Origin of the sequence: Pseudomonas sp. Z1-12, from assembly GCF_051132015.1 — a bacterium.
Taxonomy (GTDB): Bacteria; Pseudomonadota; Gammaproteobacteria; order Pseudomonadales; family Pseudomonadaceae; genus Aquipseudomonas; species Aquipseudomonas zanjanensis.
Genome location: NZ_CP071647.1, coordinates 4,783,104 through 4,806,070 on the forward strand (window position 1 = coordinate 4,783,104; position 22,967 = coordinate 4,806,070).

The window sequence follows — 22,967 nt, forward strand, 5'->3', positions numbered from 1 at the left end:
TCTTGGATGCCCCCGGCCCCTGTGGGAGCGAGCTTGCTCGCGATAGCGGTGCATCAGTCGACATTAATGTTGAATGTCAGTGCGCAATCGCGAGCAAGCTCGCTCCCACAGGGTTTCAGGGGTATCCAGTGCCTGCGGCTAGAACCCTCCAGCTCAGCGTCGTTCGATTGGCACGAACTTGCGCTGTTCGACGCCGGTGTATTCGGCGCTCGGTCGGATGATGCGATTGTTGGCGCGTTGTTCGAACACGTGGGCGGCCCAGCCGGTCAAGCGCGAGCAAACGAAGATCGGCGTGAACAGCTTGGTCGGGATGCCCATGAAGTGGTACGCCGAGGCATGGTAGAAATCGGCGTTGGGGAACAGTTTTTTCTGCTCCCACATGGTCTTGTCGATGGCTTCGGAGACCGGGAACAGCACCGTGTCGCCCACTTCGTCAGCGAGTTTTTTCGACCAGCCCTTGATCACCTCGTTGCGCGGGTCGTTGTCCTTATAGATCGCATGGCCGAAGCCCATGATCTTGTCCTTGCGCGCCAGCATGCCGAGGGTGCCTTCGATGGCGTCCTGGGGTGAGCTGAAGCGCTCGATCATTTCCATCGCCGCTTCGTTGGCTCCGCCATGCAGCGGGCCCCGCAGCGAGCCGATGGCGGCGGTGATGCAGGAGAACAGGTCCGACAAGGTGGAGGCGCAGACCCGGGCGGTGAAGGTCGAAGCGTTGAATTCGTGCTCGGCGTAGAGGATCAGCGAGACATTCATCACCTTGACGTGCAGCTCGCTCGGCTTCTTGCCGTGCAGCAGGTGCAGGAAGTGCCCGCCGATGGACACTTCGTCGGTCACGCAATCGATGCGCTGGCCTTGGTGGCTGAAGCGATACCAATAGCACATGATCGCCGGGAACGCGGCCAGCAGGCGATCGGTCTTGTCGTGCTGCTGGGAGAAATCCTGCTCGGGTTCCAGGTTGCCCAGGAACGAGCAACCGGTGCGCATCACGTCCATCGGGTGGGCGTCGGCGGGAATGCGCTCCAGCACTTCTTTCAGGGCTTGGGGCAAATCGCGCAACTGGCGCAGTTTACCGGTGTAGGCGTCCAGCTGGGCTTGAGTCGGCAGTTCGCCGTACAGCAGCAGGTAGGCCACTTCTTCAAATTGCGCATCTGCCGCCAGGTCGCGAACGTCGTAGCCGCGATAGGTCAGGCCGGCGCCCGATTGGCCCACGGTGGACAAGGCGGTTTGCCCGGCCACCTGGCCGCGGAGCCCGGCGCCACTGAGTACTTTTGCTTCGGCCATTTGCTGTCTCCATTTTCTTGAATTTGTAGGGGAGTCGCGCCTTACTTCTTCGCCGCGAACAACGCATCGAGCTTCTGCTCGAAGGTGTGGTAGTCGATGCGATCGTAAAGCTCCATGCGGGTCTGCATGGTGTCGATGACATTCTGTTGCGTGCCGTCGCGGCGAATCGCGGTGTAGACGTTTTCGGCCGCCTTGTTCATGGCCCGGAAGGCCGACAACGGGTACAGCACCAGGGACACGTCGGCACCGCCCAGCTGTTCGGTGGTGTACAGCGGGGTCGCGCCGAATTCGGTGATGTTGGCCAGGATCGGCGCTTTCACGCGGCTGGCGAACAGCTTGTACATCTCAAGCTCGGTGATGGCTTCGGGGAAAATCATGTCGGCACCGGCCTCGATGCACGCGGCGGCGCGGTCCAGGGCCGACTCCAAGCCTTCCACCGCCAGGGCATCGGTACGGGCCATGATCACGAAACTGTCATCGGTACGGGCATCGACGGCGGCCTTGATGCGGTCGACCATCTCCTGCTGGGAGACGATTTCCTTGTTCGGACGGTGGCCGCAACGCTTGGCGCCGACCTGGTCCTCGATATGGATCGCCGCGGCGCCGAACTTGATCATCGACTTGACCGTGCGCGCCACGTTGAACGCCGAGGAGCCGAAACCGGTGTCCACGTCCACCAGCAGCGGCAGGTCGCAGACATCGGTGATGCGACGCACATCGGTCAGCACGTCATCCAGGCCGGTGATGCCCAGGTCCGGCACGCCGAGGGAACCGGCCGCGACGCCGCCACCCGACAGGTAGATCGCCTTGAAACCGGCGCGCTTGGCCAGCAGCGCGTGGTTGGCGTTGATCGTGCCGACCACTTGCAGCGGATGCTCGCTGGCGACCGCATCGCGGAAACGCTGGCCTGGAGTGCTGTTGCTCATGACTCACCTCGTTCAGTGGCGGCGCTGTCCTGGAAATGACGCGCAATGTTGCGTTTGGACGCGCCGATGTGCCGACGCATCAATAATTCAGCCAGTTCGCCGTCACGGTCGGCGATGGCGTCGAGAATCCGATGGTGCTCGGCAAAAGCCTGGCGCGGACGGTTGGGCGTGGTGGAGAACTGGATGCGGTACATGCGCACCAATTGGTATAGCTCGCCGCAAAGCATCTGCGTCAGGGTGCGGTTGCCGCTGCCCTGGATGATCCGGTAATGAAAGTCGAAATCGCCTTCCTGCTGGTAGTAACCGACCCCGGCCTGGAACGCCGCATCGCGCTCGTGGGTCTCGAGGACCCGGCGCAGTTCGTCGATTTCTTCCAAGGTCATGCGTTCGGCTGCCAGGCGGCAGGCCATGCCTTCGAGGGACTCACGGATTTCATAGAGTTCCAGCAGCTCGGCGTGGCTCAGCGACACCACCCGGGCACCGACGTGGGGCACCCGCACCAGCAGGCGCTGGCCTTCCAGGCGGTGGATCGCCTCGCGCAGCGGCCCGCGGCTGATGCCGTAGGTGCGCGCCAGCTCGGGCTCGGAGATCTTGCTGCCAGGGGCGATCTCGCCCTTGACGATAGCGGCCTGGATACGCCGGAAGACGTTCTCGGACAGGGTCTCCGAGTCATCCTGGGCGACCACCGGGGTTTCGAGCTGATCGAGCATATTGTCGACACCTTGAAAATCAATATGGCAAAAACTACCCAATAGCACCCTTAACGTCAAAACAAAAATCAACATTGTCGACAATCGTCTAATAAACGCCTTGCCGATAACCCTGCTGCATGAAGAGACTCGTAGCGTCCGGCCAGCGGTGGCGCCAGAAAACCACCGTGCTAGAATGCCGCGGTTATTCGCCGCTCTCCTTTTATAGAGAAAGGCTGCCTAGGGAGCTTGTGCAGTAATGCCAGGGCCTGAACCGATAAACGGAACGCTGCGCACCAGGATCTATGACACTCAAGCCCTTATCTGCTGCTTTCTATTTCATGTGCCTGCCGGGGCTTGCCGTGGCGGGTGAAAAAACCGTGTACGGCCTCAACGAATATGCCGCCCTGCAGGGCATCGACCTGGAGGTCGCCGCCAAGCTGGACACCGGCGCCAAGACCGCCTCACTCAGTGCCCGCGACATCAAGCGCTTCAAGCGCAATGGCGAATCCTGGGTGCGCTTTTACCTGGCCATCGACGCAGCCCACTCGCACCCCATCGAACGCCCGCTGGCCCGGGTCAGCAAGATCAAGCGCCGCGCCGGTGACTACGACCCGGAAGAAGGCAAGAAATACACGGCCCGGCCGGTCATCGAACTGGACATCTGCATGGGCTCGGCCCTGCGCAGCATCGAAGTGAACCTGACCGACCGCAGCGCCTTCCAATACCCGTTGCTGATCGGTTCCGAGGCGCTCAAGCGCTTCGACGCGCTGGTCGACCCCAGTCTTAAATACGCTGCCGGCAAACCCGCCTGCGCCAATGCCGCTCAAACCGCAGAGTAATTCCAATGCGCTCCCTTACCCTCCATTTGAAAATGCTGATCGCCATCCTGGTGGTGCTGGGCCTGTCGGTAACGGCCTATCAGATTTTCGTGCTCGGCATCCCGGTCACCGAAGACGCCACCGACGATTTGTGGAACATCGACGCCAAGGTCGAATTCGTGCCCAACGCCAAGGATCCGGTGAAGATCCAGATGTTCGTGCCGCCCCTGAGCCGCGACTACGTGAGCCTTAACGAGAGTTTCATTTCCAATAACTACGGTGTGGCGGTGAACCGGGTCGACGGCAACCGCAAGGTGACCTGGTCGGCCCGTCGCGCCAAGGGCAACCAGACCCTGTATTACCGCCTGGTGCTGACCAAGCGCTACAGCGCCGAGAAAACCAAGGTCAAGGGTCCGACCTTCCGCGACAGCATCGCCGTCGAAGGCCCGGAAAAACTCGCCGCCGAAGCCCTGCTCGCACCGATCCGCCAGCACTCGGCCGACGTCGAGACGTTCATCAGCGAAGCGATCAAGCGGGTCAACAACCTCAACGACGACAACGTCAAGCTGTTGCTGGCCGGTGATCCTTCCTCAGCCAACAAGGCGCGCATCGTCGAATTGGTGCTGTCCATCGCCCACGTGCCGGTGGAAAAGGTCCACACCATCCGCCTGGTGGCCGACCAACCGCAGACGCCTGAGTTGTGGCTGCGCAGTTTCAACGGCACCGACTGGCTGTATTTCAACCCGGACTCCGGCGAACAGGGCCTGCCCACCGACCGCCTGCTGTGGTGGACCGGCGATGAAAACCTGATCACCGTCGATGGCGGCAAGAAAGCCACCGTCACCTTCAGCATGAACAACAGCGAAATGAACGCCATTCGCCTGGCCAAGCTGACGGACGAGAACACCGACGCCAACTTCCTCGAATATTCCCTCTACGGCCTGCCGCTGCAGACCCAGCAAACCTTCATGATCATGGTGATGATCCCGATTGGCGTGCTGGTGATCCTGGTGCTGCGCAACCTGATCGGCCTGCAAACCCTGGGGACCTTCACCCCGGTGCTGATCGCCCTGGCCTTCCGGGAAACCCAACTGGGCTTCGGCATCATCCTGTTCACGGTGATCACCACCCTGGGCCTGTCGCTGCGTTCGTACCTGGAGCACCTCAAGCTGCAAATGCTGCCGAGGCTCTCGGTGGTGCTGACGTTCGTGGTGGTGCTGATCGCCGCCATCAGCCTGTTCAGCCATAAGCTGGGCCTGGAGCGCGGCTTGTCGGTGGCGCTGTTCCCGATGGTGATCCTGACCATGACCATCGAACGCCTGTCCATCACCTGGGAAGAGCGCGGCGCCGGCCACGCGATGAAAGTCGCCATTGGCACCCTGTTCGCCGCGTCCCTGGCGCACCTGATCATGAGCGTGCCGGAACTGGTCTACTTCGTGTTCACCTTCCCGGCGATCCTGCTGATCCTGGTGGGCTTCATGCTGGCCATGGGTCGTTATCGCGGCTACCGCCTGACCGAGTTGGTGCGGTTCAAGGCCTTCCTCAAGGCAGACTCCTGATGTTCGGCTTCTGGAAGACCTGGAAGGCCCTGGAAGCCCGGGGCATCATGGGCATCAACCGGCGCAATGCCGACTACGTGCTCAAGTACAACAAGCGCAGCCTGTACCCCATCGTCGATGACAAGATCATCACCAAGGAACGGGCCATCGCCGCCGGCATCCATGTGCCGGAGCTGTACGGGGTGATCTCCACCGAGAAGGAAATCGACAAGCTCGACGAGATCATCGGCGGGCGCACCGACTTCGTCATCAAGCCAGCCCAGGGCGCGGGCGGCGACGGCATCATCGTCATCGCCGACCGCTTCGAAGGTCGCTACCGCACGGTGTCCGGCAAGATCATCAGCCATGAGGAGATCGAGCACCATGTCTCCAGCATCCTCACTGGCCTGTATTCCTTGGGCGGTCACCGTGACCGGGCGCTGATCGAGTACCGCGTGACGCCGGACCAGATCTTCAAGAGCATCAGCTACGAAGGCGTGCCGGACATCCGCATCATCGTGCTGATGGGCTATCCGGTGATGGCCATGCTGCGCTTGCCAACCCGCCAGTCCGGCGGCAAGGCCAACCTGCACCAGGGCGCCATCGGTGTGGGCGTCGACCTCGCCACCGGCCTGACCCTGCGCGGCACCTGGCTGAACAACATCATCACCAAACACCCCGACACCACCAACGCGGTGGACGGCGTGCAACTGCCCTACTGGGACGGCTTCATGAAATTGGCCGCCGGTTGCTATGAACTGTGCGGGCTGGGCTACATCGGCGTCGACATGGTGCTGGACCAGGAGAAAGGCCCGTTGATCCTGGAACTGAACGCCCGCCCGGGCCTGAACATCCAGATCGCCAACGATTGCGGCCTGACCTTGCGCACCCACGCGGTGGAAGCCCGCCTGGAAGAACTCCAGGCCCGCGGCGTTATCGAAACCGCGCAAGAGCGCGTGGCGTTTGCCCAGGAGTTGTTTGGGCATATTCCGCCGGTTGAGGGTTGAAGCTGATACTTGAGCCTGAGGCTTGATGGCTGATGCTGAGGTTTGAAGGCTGAATGAGGTTAAGGGTTAAAACCTGTGGCGAGGGAGCTTGCTCCCGCTGGGTTGCGCAGCAACCCCAAAGCCCAGCACCTCGGTGTATCAGAATGATCGCGCTCAACTGCCCAGGGGGCCGCTTCGCAGCCCAGCGGGAGCAAGCTCCCTCGCCACGGGCCTCATTGAAGCTTCAGACCTGTTCAATACCGACATCCCTCTAGGAGCAAATCCTACAGGGGATTACAATCGCTCCCCCGCCTGAACGGCCGACCCACCCCCGCCCATGCCAACCTGCTCCGTACACCCGTTGCCCTACCGCGCCAACCCCGCCGAATACTTCGCGGCGATTCGTCATGCCCCCGGCAGCGTGCTGCTCGACAGTGGCCGGCCAAGCGCCGAGCGTGGGCGTTACGACCTGCTCAGCGCCTGGCCGCTTACGCAACTGACGGTGCTGCCAGACGAGAGCGGCGGCGATTTCCTGCAACGCCTGCGTACTCATCTGACGCAACTGGGTGACGCGGTACTGCCGGCCACGGTGCAATTGCCCTTCGCCGGCGGCCTGATCGGCTACTTGAGCTACGACTTCGGCCGACACCTCGAAACCCTGCCGTCCCACGCCCAGGACGACTTGCAACTGCCCGACGCACGTTTCGGCGTGTACGACTGGGCGCTGGTCAGCGACCACCAGGCGGGCACCAGCCAACTGGTGTTCCACCCCCATTGCGGCGAAGGCGAACGCCAGCGTCTGATCACATTGTTCAGCCAGCCGACCCCGGCGCCCGCTCTGCCGTTCACCCTTGAAGGACCGATGACGCCGGACCTCAGCGCCGACGCCTATCGACAGGCGTTCGAACGCATCCAGGCGTATATCCAGGCCGGCGACTGCTACCAGGTCAACTTTGCCCAACGCTTTCGCGCCCCTTGCCAGGGTGATGCCTGGGCCGCTTACCAGGCGCTGCGGGCGGCGTGCCCGACGCCATTTTCCGGTTTCCAGAGCCTGCCGGAGGGCGGCGCGGTGCTGAGCCTGTCCCCGGAGCGCTTCGTCAAGGTCAGCGAAAGCCACGTCGAAACCCGTCCGATCAAGGGCACCCGCCCTCGTGGCACAACGCCCGAGGACGACGCGGCCCACGCCGCCGAGCTGCTGGCCAGCCCCAAGGACCGGGCGGAAAACCTGATGATCGTCGACCTGCTGCGCAACGACCTGGGCCGCACCTGCCGCATCGGCTCGGTGCGGGTGCCGGAGTTGTTCACCCTGGAAAGCTACCCCAACGTGCATCACCTGGTCAGCAGCGTGACGGGCGAACTGGCTGTGGATAAGGACGCCCTGGACCTGATCGCTGGCAGCTTCCCCGGAGGTTCGATCACCGGCGCGCCGAAAATCCGCGCCATGCAAATCATCGACGAACTCGAACCGACCCGGCGCGGGCTGTATTGCGGCTCATTGCTGTACCTGGATGTGCGCGGGGAAATGGACAGTTCCATCGCCATCCGCAGCCTGTTGGTCAAGGATGGACAAGTGTGCTGCTGGGGCGGTGGCGGGATTGTCGCGGACTCGGACTGGGAGGCCGAGTATCAGGAGTCGATTACCAAGGTTCGGGTGTTGCTCGAAACCTTGCAGAACCTCTGAACAACTCCCCCAGGCCTTACACAAAACCTTGTGGGAGCGAGCTTGCTCGCGATTGCGTTGGGTCAGCAGCCATTGTGCTGTCTGATACACCGCTATCGCGAGCAAGCTCGCTCCCACAGGTTTTGTGCCTACAGTAATGGCCTGGTTTACAGATTGAGATTGCGGTTCGACGCCTTGATGAATTCCTGCTTCAACTCGGCAAACGTATGCACCGCCGGGAATTGCGGGAATTCACGGATCACATTCTCAGGCGCGTGGAACAGAATCCCGGCGTCGGCTTCGCCCAGCATCGTGGTGTCGTTGTAGGAATCCCCCGCCGCAATCACCCGGTAATACAGGCTCTTGAAGGCCAGGACCGACTGGCGCTTGGGATCTTTCTGACGCAACTGGTAGCCGGTCACCCGCCCGCCGTCATCGGTAATCAGGCGATGGCAGAGCAAGGTTGGGAAGCCCAGCTGGCGCATCAGCGGTTGGGAAAACTCGTAGAACGTGTCGGACAGAATCACCACCTGGAAGCGCTCACGCAGCCAGTCGACGAACTCGATGGCACCGTCCAGCGGCTTGAGGGTGGCGATGACTTCCTGGATATCGGAGAGCTTGAGGCCATGCTCGTCGAGGATGCGCAACCGTTGCTTCATCAGCACATCGTAGTCGGGAATGTCCCGAGTGGTTGCCCTGAGGGATTCAATCCCGGTTTTTTCAGCGAAGGCGATCCAGATCTCCGGGACCAGCACACCTTCCAGGTCGAGACAGGCAATTTCCACAAGACACTCCCATTTTTTTGATGTTTATCGGTTGAGCGAACAAAAGGCCTGCCGACTCTAGCCATTCGTCGAAGCCCGCGCAACGCACAGGGACGCGCCAGCTCTGATAGCTTTTGTTACCATCAGCCCCATATAGAGCGCCCAGCGCCACCGACCTGTAGGAAACCGCCCTGATGAGCCCATCGTTTGACGTCGTGGAACTCGCCACGACCTATGCCAACAAGTCCCCGCAGGACATCCTCAAGCTGGCTTTCGCCGAATTCGGCGATGACCTGTGGTTGTCCTTCAGCGGCGCCGAAGACGTGGTGCTGGTGGACATGGCCTGGAAACTGAACAAGAACGTCAAGGTGTTCAGCCTCGACACCGGTCGCCTGCACCCGGAGACCTATCGGTTCATCGACCAAGTGCGCGAGCACTACAAGATCGACATCGAACTGGTGTCGCCGGACCACACGAAGCTTGAACCCTTCGTGAAGGAAAAAGGCCTGTTCAGCTTCTACAAGGACGGTCATGGCGAGTGCTGCGGCATCCGCAAGATCGAGCCGCTGCGGCGCAAACTGACCGATGTCCGCGCCTGGGCCACCGGCCAGCGCCGCGACCAGAGCCCCGGCACCCGCAGCCAGGTGGCGGTGCTGGAAATCGACACGGCGTTCTCCACACCGGAGCGCACCCTGTACAAATTCAACCCCCTGTCGCAGATGACCAGCGAAGAAGTCTGGGGCTACATCCGCATGCTCGAACTGCCTTACAACAGCCTGCATGAACGCGGCTTCATCAGCATTGGCTGCGAACCTTGCACCCGCCCGGTGCTGCCAAACCAGCACGAGCGCGAAGGCCGCTGGTGGTGGGAAGAAGCCACGCAGAAAGAATGCGGGTTGCACGCCGGGAACATCATCGCCAAATCCAAGACCGTCTAAGCGAGCGCCAAACTCTGTACACAAAAATGTCACCACAAGTGCCATTTTTGTGTGCACTTACTCCGAAACTGCCCCGAAAGGTGACACCTGCCCTCCCGCGTTATCTGTTCTCTCTTCCCCACTGGCGTTCGCCAAAAAATAAATACCTGTTTAAACGGTCAGTTTTAAATCACGGTATTTCAGTTACTTATTTAATACCCATAACAAAACGAAATTAGTGCTGCAACGGATAGATCCGTAAGTGGCATAAATCTGGCTTTAGTCGTCAAGTGTTTTGTATACAACATTTATAAAACATACACACACTTTAGATCCGCAAGCCTGAAGCGCCCTATCCCGTACAGGCTGCAGATGCCCCGTAACCAATGATGCTCGCCCGCCGCGACGAAGATTTGTCGAGCCTCGCGCTCATGCACAGTCATCGCTGCGCCGAGAATCAGGAGCCTGCCGGAATGCGTACAAGTCTCTCCAATAACATCGCGCTGGATCTGCCCTCCTCCACCCCTGCCCTCGAAGACCGCACCGCGTCCCTGGCACTGAGCCCGAGGCTGCACAACAAGGACCTGGCGCCGACCAAGGCTGAAGGCCGCCGCTGGGGCCGCTACAGCATCTTTGCCTTGTGGACCAACGACGTGCACAACATCGCCAATTACTCCTTCGCCATCGGCCTCTATGCCTTGGGCCTGGGTGGCTGGCAAATCTTGCTGTCCCTGGGGATCGGCGCGGCGCTGGTGTATGGCTTCATGAACCTGTCCGGCTACATGGGCCAGAAAACCGGGGTCCCGTTCCCGGTGATCAGCCGGATCAGCTTCGGCATCCACGGCGCGCAGATTCCGGCGTTGATCAGAGCAGTCATCGCCATTGCCTGGTTCGGGATCCAGACCTACCTGGCGTCGGTGGTGTTCCGCGTGTTGCTGGTGGCGATCCACCCGGGATTCGCCGACTACGACCGCGACTCGATCCTCGGCCTGTCGAGCCTGGGCTGGGTGTGTTTCGTAGCGATCTGGTTCGTGCAACTGGTGATCCTGGCCTACGGCATGGAGATGGTGCGCCGCTATGAAGGCTTTGCCGGCCCGGTGATTCTGGTGACCGTCGCGGCCCTCGCTGGCTGGATGTACACCCAGGCCGACGCCACCATTGCCTGGTCAATTCGCGAGCCGCTGACCGGAGGCGAAATGTGGCGCAATATCTTTGCCGGTGGCGCGCTGTGGTTGTCGATCTACGGCACCTTGATTCTCAATTTCTGCGATTTCGCCCGCTCCTCGCCGTGCCGTCGGACCATCATCGTCGGCAATTTCTGGGGCCTGCCGGTGAACATCCTGGTGTTTGCCGGGATCACCATCCTGCTCTGCGGCGCGCAGTTCCAAATCAATGGGCAAATCATCGAAAGCCCGACCCAGGTCATTGCCTCGATCCCCAACACGTTCTTCCTCGTGCTCGGCTGCCTGGCCTTCCTGATCGTCACCGTGGCGGTGAACATCATGGCCAACTTCGTCGCCCCGGCCTTTGTCCTCAGCAACCTGGCGCCCAAGTACCTGACCTTCCGCCGCGCCGGGCTGATCAGCGCCGCTATCGCCGTGCTGATCCTGCCGTGGAACCTCTACAACAGCCCGCTGGTGATCGTGTACTTCCTGTCCGGCCTCGGCGCCCTGCTCGGGCCGTTGTACGGGGTGATCATGGTCGACTACTGGCTGCTGCGAAAAGGCCGCATCAACGTGCCGCAACTGTACAGCGAGGACCCAAACGGTGCGTACTTCTACAGCAACGGGGTGAACCTGCGTGCCGTGGCGGCATTCATTCCGGCCGCGCTGATCGCGATTATCCTGGCCCTGGTGCCCGGTTTTGACGCCGTCTCACCGTTTTCCTGGCTGATTGGCGCTTCGATTGCAGGGTTGTTGTACCTGATCATCGCCAAGCGCCAGCCGTATTACGAGGACGTCAGCGGCGAGTCCATCGCTGTGGATAACGTTCATCATTGATCGCCCGAACGGCCCGCCCGGTTCGGGCCGCTTACTTTTGTGTGTTAAGGAGGACAGCTCATGCGAATTCTCGTGGTCAACGTCAACACTACCGAATCCATCACCCAAGCCATCGCCCGCCAGGCCCAGGCCGTCGCCGCGCCGGGCACCGAGATCGTCGGGCTCACGCCGCATTTCGGCGCCGATTCCATCGAGGGCAATTTTGAAAGTTACCTGGCGGCCATCGCGGTGATGGACCGGGTGATGTCCTACGACCAACCGTTCGACGCGGTGATCCAGGCCGGCTACGGCGAACACGGTCGTGAAGGCCTGCAGGAACTGCTGAACGTGCCGGTGGTGGACATCACCGATGCGGGCGCCAGCACGGCCATGTTCCTCGGCCATGCCTATTCGGTGGTCACCACCCTGGACCGCACCGTACCGCTGATCGAAGACCGGCTCAAGCTGTCCGGCCTGTTCGACCGCTGCGCCTCGGTACGGGCCAGTGGCCTGGCGGTGCTGGAGCTTGAGCAGGATCCGCAGCGGGCGGTTGAAGCCATCGTGCGGCAGGCCGAGCTGGCAGTCAGCCAGGACAAGGCCGAGGTGATCTGCCTGGGCTGCGGCGGCATGGCCGGGCTCGATGAACAGATTCGCCAGCGCACCGGGGTGCCGGTGGTCGATGGGGTGACGGCGGCGGTGACCATTGCCGAATCGCTGGTGCGGCTGGGGTTGTCGACATCGAAAGTGCGCACCTATGCCACGCCGCGGCCCAAGACCATCATTGGCTGGCCGGGGCGGTTTGGGCGGTGAGTGCACGGCGTTAGACCGAGCTGCCCTCAATCGCGAGCAAGCTCGCTCCCACAGTTGATCGGTGGTGATCAGCAGTTTTGTGAACACCACCACCCCTGTGGGAGCGAGCCTGCTCGCGAAGGGGCCAACGCGGTCCCGAGCCTGGCTCAAACCGCACTAAACCGCCGCGCCAACCCCTGCTCGGCAAACTGCTCGATGATGAAATCCACGAACGCCCGGGTCTTGCCCGGCAGCAACTTGTGCTCGGCGTAGTAGATGGAGATGTTGCCGTCGTCGACATACCAATCCGGCAGCACCCGTTGCAACGCGCCGGATTCCAGGTAGGGCACGGCCACCGGCATGCTCACCAGCCCGATGCCCAACCCTTGGGCCGCGGCCGCGCAGTCGGCTTCTGAATCGCTCATGGTCATGCGGGTCTTGAGCATGAGCGGGCTGTGTTGCTGGGTGCGGCTGGTCAGTTGCCAGGAACGCACGCGCCCGGTTTGTGGCGAGCGAATCAGGATGCCCTGATGCTGCGCCAGATCTTCCGGTTCTTTCACCACGGCATGGGTTTGCAGATAGTCCGTAGAAGCCACCAGCACCCGATGGGCCACCGTCAACTTGCGCGCCACCACGCCCAGGGGTAGCTCGAAACCGCCGCCGATGGCGGCATCGAAGCCTTGGCCGATCAGGTCCACCTGGCGATTATCGAAATGCCAATCCGGGTTGATCGCTGGGTAGCGCCGCAAAAACGCCCCCAGCAATGGCACGACATACAATCGACCGAACGCCGTGCCCATGCTCACCTTCAGCGTCCCCGCCGGTTGCCCACCAGCGCTGGCCAGGTTGGCGACAGCGTTCTGGATGGTGTTGAAGCTACTGCCGACCTCCGTCAAGAACAACTGGCCGGCTTCGGTCAGCCGCAGGCTGCGGGTGCTGCGCTGGAACAGGCGTACGCCCATTCGCGCCTCCAGCTTGGCGACGCTTTTACCCACCGCCGCCGGGGTCACGCTCAAACGTCGCGCCGCCTCGGCAAAGCTGCCGACTTCGGCGCTGCGCACAAAGCATTCGATACTGTTGAAGGTCTCCATGGGCACCACTCTAAACTTTTGGTTTAGACAGACTATAGCAATGACGGTCTACACAGCCCATGACTGCTTATTGATACTCGCTCCATCACCGCGGCATCTCGCCCCGGCACACTTTGGAGAACATCATGAGTAACCCAGCACTGAACGGTAAAGTCGCCTTGATCCAAGGCGGTTCGCGCGGCATCGGCGCCGCCATCGTCAAACGCCTCGCGGCAGAAGGCGCCGCCGTGGCCTTCACCTATGTCAGCTCCGGCGCGAAATCTGAAGAACTGCAGAACAGCATCACCGCAGCGGGCGGCAAGGCCCTGGCGATCAAGGCGGACAGCGCCGATGCCGACGCCGTGCGTAACGCTGTCGCCGCCACCGTCGAGGCGTTTGGCCGACTGGATATCCTGGTCAACAACGCGGGCGTGCTGGCGATGGGGCCGCTGGAAGAATTCAAACTCGAAGATTTCGACCAGACCCTGGCCGTCAACGTGCGCAGCGTGTTCGTCGCCACTCAGGCGGCAGCGCGGCACATGACCGAAGGCGGTCGCGTCATCAACATCGGCAGTACCAATGCCGACCGCATGCCCTTCGCTGGCGGCGCCACGTACGCCATGAGTAAATCGGCGCTGGTCGGCCTGACCAAAGGCCTGGCCCGTGACCTCGGCCCGCGCGGCATCACCGTCAACAACGTGCAGCCCGGCCCGGTGGACACCGACATGAACCCGGCCGACAGCGACTTCGCTTCCAGCCTGCTGTCGCTGATGGCCGTCGGCCGCTACGGCAACGTCGATGAAATCGCCAGTTTCGTCGCCTACCTGGCCGGGCCGGAAGCCGGTTACATCACCGGTGCCAGCCTGACCATCGACGGTGGTTTCGGCGCCTGATCCAGGCATGAAAAAACGCCGGTCATGGCTTCATCCCATGTGGCGAGGGAGCTTGCTCCCGCTGGGCCGCGCAGCGGCCCTTTTTTTCAGGCCCACTCCAACTCCGGCAAACCGCAAAGGCTTGGCTGGAACATCCTCAAGGAACGGATAATCCCGTCGGCATGAGCGTATTTTTCGTCTGCCATGGCCGAATCCGGAATGGCAATGGCGGTCATGCCGGCCGCTTTCGCGGCCGTCACGCCGAACGGGGAATCCTCGAACACCAGGCAATCGCGCGGCTCGACACCCAGGCGCCGGGCGGCGGTGAGGAAGATATCCGGTGCCGGTTTTGCCGCGCCGACCTCGGGGTCGTCCGCCGTCACGATGCAATCGAACAGCGCGAACCAGTCCCGGTGCAAGGTGGTTTTCAGCTCGAACGTAGGGCTCGACGAACTGGTCCCCACCGCTATCGGAATGTTGTGGGCCTTCAGATGCCGCACCAGCTCCTCGGCGCCGGGCATGCCCAGGGCGTGAGGAAAACGCTCGCGCATCAAGGGCTCGCGGATGGCCAGGAATTCCTGGGGCGTGATCGGTAATTCCAGCGCCTGGACGACGTAATTGGCCAGGTCCACGGCCCCGCGTCCGATGATGTTCTGTTTGACGCTCCAATCGAACGTGCGCCCGTAGCGCTCGGCGATGATGGAAGTCACCTCGGTGTAGATCCCCTCGGTGTCCAACAACAGCCCGTCCATGTCGAAAATCACAGCCTTGATCGGGCCAAACTCTTTCAGCGGTGCATTCATCGCATCTGATCCGTTATCAACACAACATTCCAGGGATGGCTCAGGTGCGCCAGGGTAGCGTGTTCGCCTTAAAGGATTCAGCAGGATAACGAAGGGGGCTTGGAACCGGCAATGGGAAATCCATGGACGGGGTTTTGTGGCGAGGGAGCTTGCTCCCGCTCGGTTGCGCAGCGACCGTAAGATCGAGGGGCTGCTTCGCACCCCAGCGGGAGCAAGCTCCCTCGCCACAAAAGCGGATCGGTGTTGGATGACGATTCAGCGGTTATTGACCCGAGCTGCCGGAGCCGCCCGATCCCGAGCCACTGCCGCCCGAGCTGCCACCGCTGTCGCTGGTACCGGTTCCTCCGCTGGTGCCACCACCGGCGTCGGCGCCGCCCATCGTGCTGCCGCCACTCGTCGAACCGCTGCCGGTGCCGGGGCTGGTGCTGCTGCCGCTGGCATCGCCGCCATTGCCACCACCGACGGAGCCTGGGGGCAAGGCGTTACCGCTGGCACCGGACGTTGAGCCAGCCTCCATTTCCGAAGAAGGTGGCATCCCGCCCTTGTCCACGGGGGGCGTGCCGCTGGAAGATTGTGCGAAAGCGGCCAACGAACTGACGGAAAGAATCCCGGCGAGTGTCAGCGCTGTCATGTTGGACTTCATCATGGTGAGTCTCCTTTTCAAGGTACTTACCTGATGTGTGGCATGCGTGAAGGGTCGATGGTGCCACTGGATCGACGGGCGGGGCTGTCGATCAGCTCGGCTTGCCGGAGGCGTCGTCACCGGCGATGTCCGGATCTTCCGGGGTCGCCTCGACATCCTCGTCGTCGCTGGGCACCTGCTCGACGCCCGCTTCGTCATCGGGCGGCAACTGGTCGCGGCTCAGCGGGTTGGTGGGCGACGGCAGCGGGTATTCCGGGGTTTCTTCGTCATCGCGGGCGGGCGAATGGGCAGTCATATATAACCTCCTGGCAGGTGAACGCACCTGTTCTGCAGCTTAAAGAACGCGGGCGATCCGTTTGCGCGCTTTCACTTGTAGGATTCGTCCTCAAGTTCAGCGTCCTCATCGTCGAGCAAGGGCACTTGGGCGTCGTCCATCAGGGAACCGGGGTCTTCGTTGCCTGGGTCGTTGGGGCCTGGATCATTGATGAAGGGAACGCCCGTCGGGCCTTTTTCTTCCTTGCCTTCAGTTTCCGGCGTCATGACACACCTCGCGATTGCTGATGGATGTATGAATTTGAGGCGGGGGGGCGGCAATCGTTCCCCTGTGTGGGAGTGGGCTTGCTCGCGAAGGCGATGTGCCAGTTTGCGGTGATGTTGGGCGTGCCGACGTCATCGCGAGCAAGCTCGCTCCCACAGGTTTTTGTGTCGTACGCAGATGTTACGAACACCCTCAATCCCCTGTGGGAGCGAGCTTGCTCGCGATGGCGGTGGTGCTGTTACCTAGCGGCTGGCGCTGTCTGTTGCCCTTGCTTTAGGCATCAAAAGAAGCCCCAAAAAAACGGCGCTTCTCATTTCTGAAAGAAGCGCCGTTTCTTCTAGTTGAACAGCATCACGGTATTAAGACCGGGTCCATTCATCCAAGCATCCGCTTAGCGGTGCTTTCTCTTGTGCTTGTGCTTCTTGCCACCAGAGTGACCGTCGTTGTCATTGGACAGGTTGCTGCCCAACGCGCCGCCCGCCGCGCCGCCGATGCCTGCGCCGATGGTGGAACCGGTGGAGCCGCCCAGGCGGTTACCGACAATCGAGCCACCGGCCGAGCCCAGGCCACCGCCGATGGCGGCTTCCGTGCGGCTGCCTTTGCGCGCGCCCACGGCGCTACCGGCTGCGCCGCCGACACCGGCGCCAATCGCGGCGCCTGTGCTGCCGCCCATCTGCTGGCCGACCACGTTGCCCAACACACCGCCCAGACCACCGCCGACCGCGGCGGTACCGTCGCCGGCAGCCATCGCGCCCTGGGCAACCACTAACCCCAGTAACAAGGTGGACAAAGTCAAACGCATGATAGAAACCTCAAAAATGCCGCATCGGGGAGAAATGGCCGATGCGTGCGGGCGCGAGTTTACGCCACACCACGTCAGCCATGACGGTTGGACAACGAAACGGCGGATTATTTTATGACAGGCAAAAAAAAGCCCGCTGGGGAAACGGGCAGGTACTGCTTTCTAACGGATGAGCTCAGAGTACGTACCTGCTTGTGAAAGAAACGTGAAAGAAACCGCCGGTTGAGAAAAGATGAAAAATATTTATGTAAAGACCGGGATATCCCGTAGGAGCTGCCGAAGGCTGCGATCTTTTGATCTTTCGCTTGGGACTCAATGGTCTGGGGGAAGATCGCAGCCTCGTTGCACTCGACAGCTCCTACGCAGCTCCCACATAGCTCCTACGCAGCCCCGGCGGGAACGATCTCTGGCCACGACTTGCCGTCACTTCTTGACCGGAACCCTGGGCAAAAACTTGGCCTTCTCCCCTCGCTCTACCTTGGCCACCTTCGTCTTGATGGATTTGATCGGCTCGTCGCCAAAGTCTGCATGGTAGGTCGACTGGCCACACTGCAACCCTTCATTGATCGGATATGCGGCTCCGTGCTCCTCGCTATACGGTGTTCCCATTGCCTTTCCCCTTTCATTGAGGTCCATACCGGCAACAACCGGTTGCCTGACAATATCGACCTTCACGACAGTGAGACTAGTCGGTCATCAACAGACTGTTGATTCAACAACACCCTTCGCCGACGAATGGAACTCACTGTTTCAGAAAGGAAACACTCATTCAGCGCCCAGCATCGTCCGGTTCAAAACCCGAGAAACCTGATCGGCTGAATAAGGTTTGGACAAGAACTCGAAGCCCTCATGACCGCTGTGGGCCAACTCTTCGCTGTAACCAGAAGTCAGCACCACCGGCAGGTCCGGGCGACGCTGGCGCAGTTCTCTCGCCAGGGCAATCCCGCTGATGCCGGGCATCACCACGTCAGAAAATATCGCGTCGAACGCCATCGCATCCTGGCCGACCATCTCCAGCGCTTCTTCGGCGTTGGTCGCCCAGGCGGTTTCGTAGCCCAGGTCCTGGAGGATCTGGTTGGCAAAACGCCCCACCTCCAGGTTGTCTTCCACGACCAGCACCCGACGCTTGCCCTTTTCCAGCACCAGGTGCGTATGTTCTTCCTTGACCGGCTCGTGGTTTTTCTCGGGCTCCACTTCCGGAAGGTACAAGGTAAACACCGTCCCTTCGCCCACCACGGTGGAAACATCGACGTTGCCACCGGACTGCTTGGCAAAGCCAAACACCTGGGACAAGCCCAGCCCCGTGCCCTTGCCCACCTCCTTGGTGGTGAAGAAGGGTTCGAAGATGTGCTCGAGCACTTGCGCGTCAATACCCGTACCCGTATCAGCCAAGGCAATGGCGGCAAAGGATTGCCCGGCCCCGGCATGGCCACGGATCGGCGGCATGCCACCGCCACAGCTGAGCCGCAGCCACAGCGTGCCCTGGCCATTCATGGCATCCCGGGCGTTGAGGGCCATGTTGATCAGCGCCGTCTCGAACTGGCTCAAATCCGCACGGATGTAACAGGGCCGATCGCACAACTCGACGTTGACCTGGATCCGCGCCCCCGTGACGGTTTGCAGCATGTCCCCCAGGCTCTGCACTAGCTTGCCCACGTCAATGACTTGCGGCTTCAAGGGCTGGCGCCGGGCAAACGCGAGCAACTGACTGGTCAACTTCGAGGCGCGCTCCACCGTTTCGGACACCGCCGTCATGTAGCGTTGCCGGCGATCGTCGGACAGGTTGGGCATCCGCAGGAAATCGACCGAAGAACGGATGATTGTCAGCAAATTGTTGAAGTCATGGGCCACGCCGCCGGTGAGCTGGCCGATGGCTTCGAGCTTTTGCGACTGGCGCAGCGCCGCTTCGGTCTGTTGCAACCGGGTGGTGCGTTCCTCGACCCGCTCCTCCAGCGTCGCGTTCAACTCGGCCAAGGCCGCCAGGCCTTCGCGCACAGCGGCGTCGGCACGGGCGCGCTCAATGTGGGCCCAGGAGCGCTCGGTGACTTCCATCAGCAGCGCCAGATCGTTGGACGACCAGATCCGCGGCGTCTTGTCGTGAATCGCCATCAGCGCGGTCAATCGCCCGCCCTTGATCAACGGCACGCAAATGGTCGCAGCGATGCCAAGGGCCTGGAACGCCGCCGCTTCCTCCGGCGGCAGCTCCTTGAGATTATCGTTGAGCACCAGCGGCTTGCCGGCCCGCAGATTCGTGACCGCCAGTCGGCCAAAATCAGCCAGCCGATAGTGCCCAAGAATATGCGGCGAGCCCACCCGGGCCCAATCGCCGCGAATGGTGAAACCGTCCTCGTCCTCATCCATGTCGGCGTAGGCACAATTGGACAGGTTCAAGTGCGCCGCCAGGATCCGCGTGGTGGTCGCCATGATGGCCTGCGGGTCGGTGGCGTTTGCCACGGCGGTGCCGATGGCATCCAACACCGCCAGCCGCTGGGTCATGAACACCGTGGAAGTGGTCTCGGTGACCGTGTCCAGCATGCCCACCACCGTGCCGAACTGGTCACGGATGGGGCTGTAGCAAAACGTGAAATAGGCCTGCTCAGGACCCTCGCCGCGCTCGATGATCAGGGGGAAGTTCTCTATATAAGTGGCTTGCCCCTCGAAGGCGGCCTGCACGATCGGCCCGATATCGCGCCAGACCTCCTGCCACACCTCATCGAACCCCCGCCCCAGCGCCTCGGGCTTGCTGCCGAGGATCGGCAGGAACGCATCGTTGTACACCGTGATCAGGTCCGGACCCCAGACGATGGCCTGGGGAAAATGCGAGGCCAGGCTCAGCGCCACGGTGGTCTTCAACACATCGGGCCACTGCCCTGGCGGCCCAAGCGACGTGCCCTCCCAAGGATGGCGGCGGACCCGTTCAGCCATTTCTCCGTAGCTCTGGAGCCAATCTGTCATGCGTTCGATCCTTCTGAGACGCCAATACCAACGAGGGGGAAGCTTGTGACCCCAGGCAGGGCCGTATTATCCCGCGCGGGGTGGGAATGCGCGATTGGAATGTGGGATGCGTCGGGGGGTAAATGGGGGGTAACGGGCAGATATTGGCGATGAGGCTACAGAAATATCCTACAAATCGTTGTGTTTTGGCCGGATGTACGTGAGGGGCTTGCCTGGTTGTAAGACATACAGCTCGGATACTTAGGGCTATGGCAACGTCCTACATATGATTGGGAATCCCCTTCCCTATCAATCCCTTGCGTATTTTTTGCGGTGGCGACTATAGTCTTGGCGTCGCCCAAATGGTGGCCGGGTTTGGCGACCCGATTGACACAAGTGCAACGGTGCTTTCTGCTGTGGCAGAAGCACACTCGTGCTCACAGAAACTGCTTTATGGCAGCTGTGCGCGGGAGACCTTCGGGTCTGCCGGCTCCTTGTGTCACCGGTTCGCCAACCTGCGTACAGCTGTCACCCTTTGTTTGGCGACAAAGTGTGGCAGTTCATTCATGACACAAGGAATTGATATGAACCGATATATGGGCCTCACCAGCAACGCCGACGACCAACCCCTCTACGTCGATACCACCGCCCCACTACACATCCTGCTCGACTCAGCCGCCTACCGAATCCGTGCCGCCACCCAGTTCCTGGAGAACTTGGCGATGCGTGATGAACTGACCATCGATCCTGCGACCTTGCAAGATTTGGCGCAGCTTTGCTGCATCCCACTGCGTGATGGGTGCGACGTGATGGATGTGATTGCCCGACGATTAGATGCGGCACCGGCCGGTTCCACTTTATAAGCCTGCCCGCCGAATAAGCCTGCTATCCGACAACCTGTGGCGAGGGAGCTTGCTCCCGCTGGGCTGCGCAGCGGCCCCTTTTGTGAGCGCTGCGCACTCAAGCGGGAGCAAGCTCCCTCGCCACGAAAGAAAACAGCTCCATGTCATGGTTTGGCTGTAGTAGAGGACTCCCCAATGACGCCAACCGCTACCGACAGTGTCGCAACTCAGGTCCGCAGGCTTGCTGAAACTCACAATGTCGCCGCTGAGCTTGACACCATCAGTCGTATGGCCGTGACCATCACCCGCCTGACTGGCGACGTCGTCGAACTGGATAACGTCGAACAGTTGCTCGTCCATCTCAAGAGGAAGGGCATTCTGAGCAAGTCTGAGATCCTGACGCTCCAAGGTGAGTACCTTCAAGAAAGAAGACGCGCCAAGAAACGTAGTGGCGTTGCGCAATATTCGTACGGACACCGGTGATAAATTCTCCCTCTCGGAGTTTGCCTTCGAGCTAGTTTCTCGGGTCGATAAAAGTTATGCACTGCGGTTCGAATCTGAGCTTTAATGCCGGGGCTTACCGACAGCCCCATTCGTCTAATCAAGGAAGAAACGACATTGAAAACAGCTTTCGGCGCCCTGTTGTTGGCTTGCCTGACAACGACCGCATTTGCTGACGAAAACCCCGTCGGCTTCCAATCTTCCACCCTGCCGGACCCACACAATGGCCGCGCCCTGGAGATGGTCGTTTGGTACCCCAGCGCAACCACCGCCCCCCCACAACTGATCGCCGATAACGCGGTATTTGTCGGCGCCTCCGCCGTGCGTAACGCGCCGCCAACGGACGGCGAACATCCATTGGTGGTGCTCTCCCACGGCTACCGGGGTAACTGGAGCAACCAGATTTGGCTGGCCAGCGCCTTGGCCCAGAAGGGTTACATCGTCGCCGCCATCAACCACCCCGGCAGCACCACCCATGACCGCAGCCCGCAAGCAGCGGCGCAGCTATGGCAGCGACCCGTTGACCTGCGCCGAGCCATCGATGCGGTCACGGCTCAACCGGAAAAATTTGGTCGGGTCGCCAACGGCCGAATTGCAACCGTGGGCCACTCACTCGGCGGCTGGACCGCCCTGGAAATCGCCGGCGCTCGCTTCGACCCAGAGCGCTTCGCCCAAGACTGCAAAGCCCATTCGCAGTTATCCAGCTGCACCGTTTACCAACAGATGAACCCCGCCAGCACCGCTGAAGCAAAGACCGAACTGGCCGCTGATTGGCGCGATAAACGTGTTACTGCGGTGGTGACATTGGACCTGGGGCTTTCGCGGGGCCTGACCGATGAGAGCTTGGCCGCGCTGCCTGTCCCCGCCCTGGTGATCGCTGCCGGTGTACCGTCGCAAGAGCTTCCCGCCGAGTTGGAGTCTGCCAACCTGGCCAAGCGACTTTCATCGGCGACAAGCCGTTACGTCGAGATCAAAGACGCGAGCCATTTCAGCTTCATGTCGATGTGCAAACCTGGCGCGGAAGAAATGCTTGAAGAGGAAGTGCCAGGGGATGGGATCATTTGTCGGGATGGTGATGACGGCCGTGCTCGGGGAGTGATTCAGCAGCAGGTTGTGTCGCTGATCGCGGAGTTTCTGGCGCAATCACCTCTGCATATGTCTCTTTCCCAATAGTTTGCGACTTAACTATCCTACGCTCCCACCCCAAACGGATTCGCCACGATGTATCTGCGTTCAAGCGTGTTGTGCCTGTGCCTTTTCAGCAGCCTGAGCCAAGCCGCTGTTAACTGTTCGGCCTTGGAGGAAAAGATCTCCGGGACGGTGCCGGAGTTTCATCCGTCGGTGCAAGGCAAGGTCATTGGCACCGGACGCCTGCATTTCCACGAAGCGCCCGATGAAGCCTGTGCCAATAAGAAGATTTTCGTCATACCCGGCGACTCCCTCACCGTTTACTCCAGCCTTGAAGACGAATCATGGCTGGAAGTGAACTTCATCGCCAAGAGCGGCGACGACTATACCGGTTGGGTAAAGGCTGATCGGGTCGAGATTGGCGCACCTTACGGAGCGCCAGCGGACGATACCGACGACGCGCCGGCGGATGATGCTCAATAAA

Annotated in this window: 24 protein-coding genes; 12 read left to right on the forward strand and 12 right to left on the reverse strand. The window is 61.2% G+C overall.

Going from position 1 to position 22,967, the window contains the following annotated elements; genetic code table 11:
* Positions 1–153: 153 nt before the first annotated feature.
* The 3 genes from prpC to J3P85_RS20520 are packed head-to-tail and all read right to left on the reverse strand — an operon-like array spanning position 154 to position 2,917.
* Positions 154–1,281: a bifunctional 2-methylcitrate synthase/citrate synthase gene (gene prpC / locus J3P85_RS20510; RefSeq protein ID WP_186709666.1), complete on the reverse strand. Its 1,128-nt coding sequence runs from the start codon at positions 1,279–1,281 to the stop codon at positions 154–156.
* Between the two features lie 41 nt (positions 1,282–1,322).
* Positions 1,323–2,207: a methylisocitrate lyase gene (gene prpB / locus J3P85_RS20515; protein WP_186709668.1), complete on the reverse strand. Its 885-nt coding sequence runs from the start codon at positions 2,205–2,207 to the stop codon at positions 1,323–1,325.
* Positions 2,204–2,917 (reverse strand): GntR family transcriptional regulator, encoded by a 714-nt coding sequence (locus tag J3P85_RS20520; RefSeq protein ID WP_186731048.1) that lies wholly within the window; start codon positions 2,915–2,917, stop codon positions 2,204–2,206. Before J3P85_RS20520 ends, prpB begins: the two co-directional genes overlap by 4 nt.
* 284 nt (positions 2,918–3,201) lie before the next feature.
* Here J3P85_RS20520 and J3P85_RS20525 point away from each other — a divergent pair, with 284 nt between their 5' ends.
* From J3P85_RS20525 to pabB, 4 genes are all read left to right on the forward strand, one after another.
* A complete protein-coding gene (locus J3P85_RS20525; protein ID WP_053186065.1) occupies positions 3,202–3,738 on the forward strand; it encodes an ATP-dependent zinc protease family protein in 537 nt (178 codons plus the stop codon).
* Positions 3,739–3,743: 5 nt separating this feature from the next.
* Complete coding sequence (locus J3P85_RS20530) at positions 3,744–5,276, forward strand: inactive transglutaminase family protein (RefSeq protein WP_186709676.1); 1,533 nt, start codon at positions 3,744–3,746, stop codon at positions 5,274–5,276.
* Positions 5,276–6,262 carry an alpha-L-glutamate ligase-like protein gene (locus J3P85_RS20535; RefSeq protein WP_186709677.1) on the forward strand — a complete coding sequence of 329 codons (987 nt, stop codon included), beginning with the start codon at positions 5,276–5,278 and terminating at the stop codon, positions 6,260–6,262. The genes J3P85_RS20530 and J3P85_RS20535 overlap by 1 nt, the downstream gene beginning before the upstream one ends.
* A gap of 316 nt (positions 6,263–6,578) precedes the next feature.
* Positions 6,579–7,922, forward strand: a complete 1,344-nt coding sequence (pabB, locus tag J3P85_RS20540) for an aminodeoxychorismate synthase component I (RefSeq protein WP_434703245.1) — start codon at positions 6,579–6,581, stop codon at positions 7,920–7,922.
* A 146-nt stretch (positions 7,923–8,068) separates the two neighbouring features.
* Here the strand turns inward: pabB and thrH are convergent, their stop codons facing one another.
* Complete coding sequence (thrH, locus tag J3P85_RS20545; protein ID WP_411385233.1) at positions 8,069–8,686, reverse strand: bifunctional phosphoserine phosphatase/homoserine phosphotransferase ThrH; 618 nt, start codon at positions 8,684–8,686, stop codon at positions 8,069–8,071.
* Positions 8,687–8,859: 173 nt separating this feature from the next.
* On the opposite strand from thrH, the gene J3P85_RS20550 reads away from it, so the two are divergent.
* The 3 genes from J3P85_RS20550 (at position 8,860) to J3P85_RS20560 (ending at position 12,371) form a co-directional block, all read left to right on the forward strand.
* On the forward strand, positions 8,860–9,603 hold the full coding sequence (locus J3P85_RS20550) for a phosphoadenylyl-sulfate reductase (RefSeq protein WP_434574862.1): 744 nt from the start codon (positions 8,860–8,862) through the stop codon (positions 9,601–9,603).
* 452 nt (positions 9,604–10,055) lie between these two features.
* Entirely contained in the window at positions 10,056–11,582 is a 1,527-nt protein-coding gene (locus J3P85_RS20555) for an NCS1 family nucleobase:cation symporter-1 (protein WP_434703246.1), read from the forward strand.
* Positions 11,583–11,642: 60 nt separating this feature from the next.
* Positions 11,643–12,371, forward strand: coding sequence for an aspartate/glutamate racemase family protein (locus tag J3P85_RS20560; RefSeq protein ID WP_060741345.1), 729 nt, complete (start codon positions 11,643–11,645; stop codon positions 12,369–12,371).
* Positions 12,372–12,517: 146 nt separating this feature from the next.
* Here the strand turns inward: J3P85_RS20560 and J3P85_RS20565 are convergent, their stop codons facing one another.
* Positions 12,518–13,441: a LysR family transcriptional regulator gene (locus J3P85_RS20565; RefSeq protein ID WP_434703248.1), complete on the reverse strand. Its 924-nt coding sequence runs from the start codon at positions 13,439–13,441 to the stop codon at positions 12,518–12,520.
* 125 nt (positions 13,442–13,566) lie between these two features.
* Here J3P85_RS20565 and J3P85_RS20570 point away from each other — a divergent pair, with 125 nt between their 5' ends.
* Positions 13,567–14,313, forward strand: a complete 747-nt coding sequence (locus tag J3P85_RS20570; RefSeq protein ID WP_434703249.1) for a 3-oxoacyl-ACP reductase family protein — start codon at positions 13,567–13,569, stop codon at positions 14,311–14,313.
* 86 nt (positions 14,314–14,399) lie between these two features.
* Here J3P85_RS20570 and J3P85_RS20575 read toward each other — a convergent pair whose 3' ends face one another.
* The 7 genes from J3P85_RS20575 to J3P85_RS20605 all read right to left on the reverse strand — a co-directional run bounded on the left by J3P85_RS20575 (position 14,400) and on the right by J3P85_RS20605 (position 20,033).
* Positions 14,400–15,095: an HAD-IA family hydrolase gene (locus J3P85_RS20575; RefSeq protein WP_186709688.1), complete on the reverse strand. Its 696-nt coding sequence runs from the start codon at positions 15,093–15,095 to the stop codon at positions 14,400–14,402.
* A gap of 262 nt (positions 15,096–15,357) precedes the next feature.
* Entirely contained in the window at positions 15,358–15,741 is a 384-nt protein-coding gene (locus tag J3P85_RS20580; protein ID WP_411385238.1) for a hypothetical protein, read from the reverse strand.
* An 88-nt stretch (positions 15,742–15,829) separates the two neighbouring features.
* Entirely contained in the window at positions 15,830–16,033 is a 204-nt protein-coding gene (locus J3P85_RS20585) for a hypothetical protein (RefSeq protein ID WP_434703250.1), read from the reverse strand.
* A gap of 71 nt (positions 16,034–16,104) precedes the next feature.
* The gene (locus J3P85_RS20590) at positions 16,105–16,278 is read right to left on the reverse strand and encodes a hypothetical protein (protein WP_162893857.1); all 174 of its coding nucleotides are present in this window, start codon (positions 16,276–16,278) and stop codon (positions 16,105–16,107) included.
* A 389-nt stretch (positions 16,279–16,667) separates the two neighbouring features.
* A complete protein-coding gene (locus tag J3P85_RS20595) occupies positions 16,668–17,078 on the reverse strand; it encodes a glycine zipper domain-containing protein (RefSeq protein ID WP_186709693.1) in 411 nt (136 codons plus the stop codon).
* A gap of 423 nt (positions 17,079–17,501) precedes the next feature.
* A complete protein-coding gene (locus J3P85_RS20600; protein WP_434703251.1) occupies positions 17,502–17,753 on the reverse strand; it encodes a hypothetical protein in 252 nt (83 codons plus the stop codon).
* Positions 17,754–17,843: 90 nt separating this feature from the next.
* On the reverse strand, positions 17,844–20,033 hold the full coding sequence (locus J3P85_RS20605) for a response regulator (RefSeq protein WP_434703252.1): 2,190 nt from the start codon (positions 20,031–20,033) through the stop codon (positions 17,844–17,846).
* A 563-nt stretch (positions 20,034–20,596) separates the two neighbouring features.
* Here J3P85_RS20605 and J3P85_RS20610 point away from each other — a divergent pair.
* The 4 genes from J3P85_RS20610 (at position 20,597) to J3P85_RS20625 (ending at position 22,966) form a co-directional block, all read left to right on the forward strand.
* On the forward strand, positions 20,597–20,875 hold the full coding sequence (locus J3P85_RS20610; RefSeq protein ID WP_186709697.1) for a short-chain dehydrogenase: 279 nt from the start codon (positions 20,597–20,599) through the stop codon (positions 20,873–20,875).
* 174 nt (positions 20,876–21,049) lie between these two features.
* On the forward strand, positions 21,050–21,337 hold the full coding sequence (locus J3P85_RS20615; protein ID WP_434703254.1) for a hypothetical protein: 288 nt from the start codon (positions 21,050–21,052) through the stop codon (positions 21,335–21,337).
* Positions 21,338–21,472: 135 nt separating this feature from the next.
* Positions 21,473–22,528: an alpha/beta hydrolase family protein gene (locus J3P85_RS20620; RefSeq protein WP_434706409.1), complete on the forward strand. Its 1,056-nt coding sequence runs from the start codon at positions 21,473–21,475 to the stop codon at positions 22,526–22,528.
* 48 nt (positions 22,529–22,576) lie between these two features.
* Positions 22,577–22,966 carry a hypothetical protein gene (locus tag J3P85_RS20625; protein ID WP_434703256.1) on the forward strand — a complete coding sequence of 130 codons (390 nt, stop codon included), beginning with the start codon at positions 22,577–22,579 and terminating at the stop codon, positions 22,964–22,966.
* Position 22,967 lies beyond the last annotated feature (1 nt).